Raw genomic sequence first — 2495 nt, forward strand, 5'->3', positions numbered from 1 at the left:
GAGACGCGGTGGGCCGCCGACGGCGAGGCGCCGGGAGTGCCGTGGACCGCAGGCGACGAGGCGTCCGAAGCGCGGCGGACCGTTGGAGGCGGGGCGTCGGAGACGCGGCGGGCCGTCGGCAGCGAGGCGTCGGAGGTGCCGTAGGCGGCAGGCGACGAGGCGTCGGAGACACGGCGGGCCGTCGGCAGCGGGGCGCCGGGGGCACCGTAGACCGCCGACGGCGGGGCGCCGGGGGTGCCGTGAGCCGCAGGCGACGAGGCGTCGGAAGCGCGACGGGCCGTTGAAGGCGAGGCGCTAAAGGTGCCGTGGGCCGCCGACGGCGAGGCGTCGGAGGTGCCGTGAGCCGCAGGCGACGAGGCGTCGGAGACACGGCGGGCCGTCGGCAGCGGGGCGCCGGGGGCACCGTAGACCGCCGACGGCGAGGCGCCGGGGGTGCCGTGAGCCGCAGGCGACGAGGCGTCGGAAGCGCGACGGGCCGTTGAAGGCGAGGCGCCGGGGGCACCGTAGACCGCCGACGGCGAGGCGCCGGGGGCACCGTAGACCGCCGACGGCGAGGCGCCGGGGGCACCGTAGACCGCCGACGGCGAGGCGTCGGAGGTGCCGTGAGCCGCAGGCGGCGAGGCGTCGGGGGCGGGGGTCAGGGCTGCCACGGCGAATGCGTCGGTCTCCGGGCCGGGATGCAGGCTCAGGAGGCGGAAGGTGCGGGCGGCCGGTGCCGGGAGGCGTTGGTAGGACCAGGAGAAGACCGCCTCCACGGCCGCGCGGCGGTCGCCGCCCGCGTCGAGGAGGTCGAGGCGCCGCTGCTGGTCGGCCAGTTCCGCCACCAGCTCGGCGAGCGCCGGCGACGGGCGGGCGCCGGCGAGTTCGGCGGCGATGCGCAGCGCCAGCGGTAATCGTGCGCACTGCTCGGCGAGGGCGGCGGTCGCGGCCGGCTCGGCTGCGGCGCGCGGGCCGACGAGCGTCCGCAGCAGGGCGACCGCCTCGGGCATCGGGAGCGGGGAGAGGGTGACGCGGCGGGCGCCGTTCAGCGCCACGAGGCCGACCAGGCTGTTGCGGCTGGTGACCACGACGGCGCAGGACGACGAGCCGGGCAGCAGCGGGCGAACCTGTTCCTCGGACAGGGCGTTGTCCAGGACCACCAGCATCCGGCGGCCCGCCGTCTCGCTCCGGTACCGGCTCGCGCGCTCGTCCACGTCGAGCGGGATCGCGTCGCCCGGCACCCCGAGCACCGTGAGGAACCGGGTGAGGGCGTCGCCGGGCGGCATGGGCCGGTCCGGGTCGTAGCCGCGGAGGTTGACGTAGAGCTGGCCGTCGGGGAAGCGGTGCCGCGTCCGGTGTGCCCAGTGGACGGCCAGCGCGGTCTTCCCCACCCCGGCCGTACCGGAGACCACCGTGACGGCCACGGCCGTGGGACTGACCTCGGTGCCGGTCAGCAGCCGGTCGAGTGCCGCCAGCTCCGCGTCCCGGCCGGAGAAGTCGGGCACATCGGCGGGTAACTGAGCGGGGAGCGGGACAGCCGTCGGGGCGGGGGCCGGAGCGGGGCCCGGTCTTCGCTCAGGGGTGTGTCCATCGGCGCTCGCGGTCGCAGTCGCAGTCGTGGTCGTGGTCGCGGCAGGTACGGGGTGGCTGCGCAGCAACGCCGCGTAGGCGCCGGACAGTTCGGGGCCGGGGTCCACGCCGAGTTCGTCGGCCAGTCGGCGGCGGCTGCGGCGGTACACGGCGACCGCCCGGTCCCGGCGCCCGACGGCCTCGTACGCCCGGATGAGCCGGGCCTGGGCGTCCTCGTCCAGCGGCTGGGCGACCGCGGCCTCCTCCAGGACGGGCAGGACGTCGGCGCCCCTGCCCGCCGCGAGCATGACGTCGCCGTACTGGGCGATCGTGCCGCGGCGCTCCCCCGCCAGGGCGACCACCGTCGGGTGGGCGGCGAGGAACGGCAGGTCGGCGAGCGGTGGTTGCTGCCACAGGGCGAGCGCGTCGGCGAGCAGCACCGCGGCCCGCTCCTGGTCGCCGTCCCGCCGCGCGGTCTCCGCCGAGGCGACCAGGTCGCGGAAGCGCAGCAGGTCGATGGCGTCGTACGGGACGCGCAGCGCGTACCCGTCACCGAGCCGGGGCAGCACGACGCTCGGGGCGCGAGCCGGCCGGCCGGGCTCCAGCAGACGGCGCAGGTGCTTGATGTGTGTCTGGATGACGTTCGCCGCGCTCGCCGGGGGCCGCTCGCCCCACAGGGCGTCCGCGAGCCCGGAGAACGGCAGTCGCTGTCCGCGGGCCACGGCCAGCAGGGCCAGGACCGCACGACGCTGGGGTGAGCCGAGGTCGAGGCGTACACCGTCGCGCCGGACATCGACCGGCCCGAGTACGTGGATGCGCATGAGGCCCCCCGGGCCGCCGTTTCTCACAGATCCCCCACTGATTGCCCATTCATTACCCTCATCCAGGACACATGCGGAAGGCACATTCCGGCCCAACGCCGCACGGCCACCCGCCCCCTCCTCCCC

At 76.8% G+C, this 2495-nt stretch carries 1 protein-coding gene; it reads right to left on the minus strand.

The features are described 5' to 3' along the window. Positions 1 to 2369 (minus strand): BTAD domain-containing putative transcriptional regulator (locus FNH08_RS48770; protein ID WP_228034838.1); only part of this gene is annotated, 2369 nt, incomplete at its 3' end. Positions 2370 to 2495: the final 126 nt, after the last annotated feature.

This window comes from Streptomyces spongiae, from assembly GCF_009377185.1.
GTDB classification, from domain to species: Bacteria; Actinomycetota; Actinomycetes; order Streptomycetales; family Streptomycetaceae; genus Streptomyces; species Streptomyces spongiae.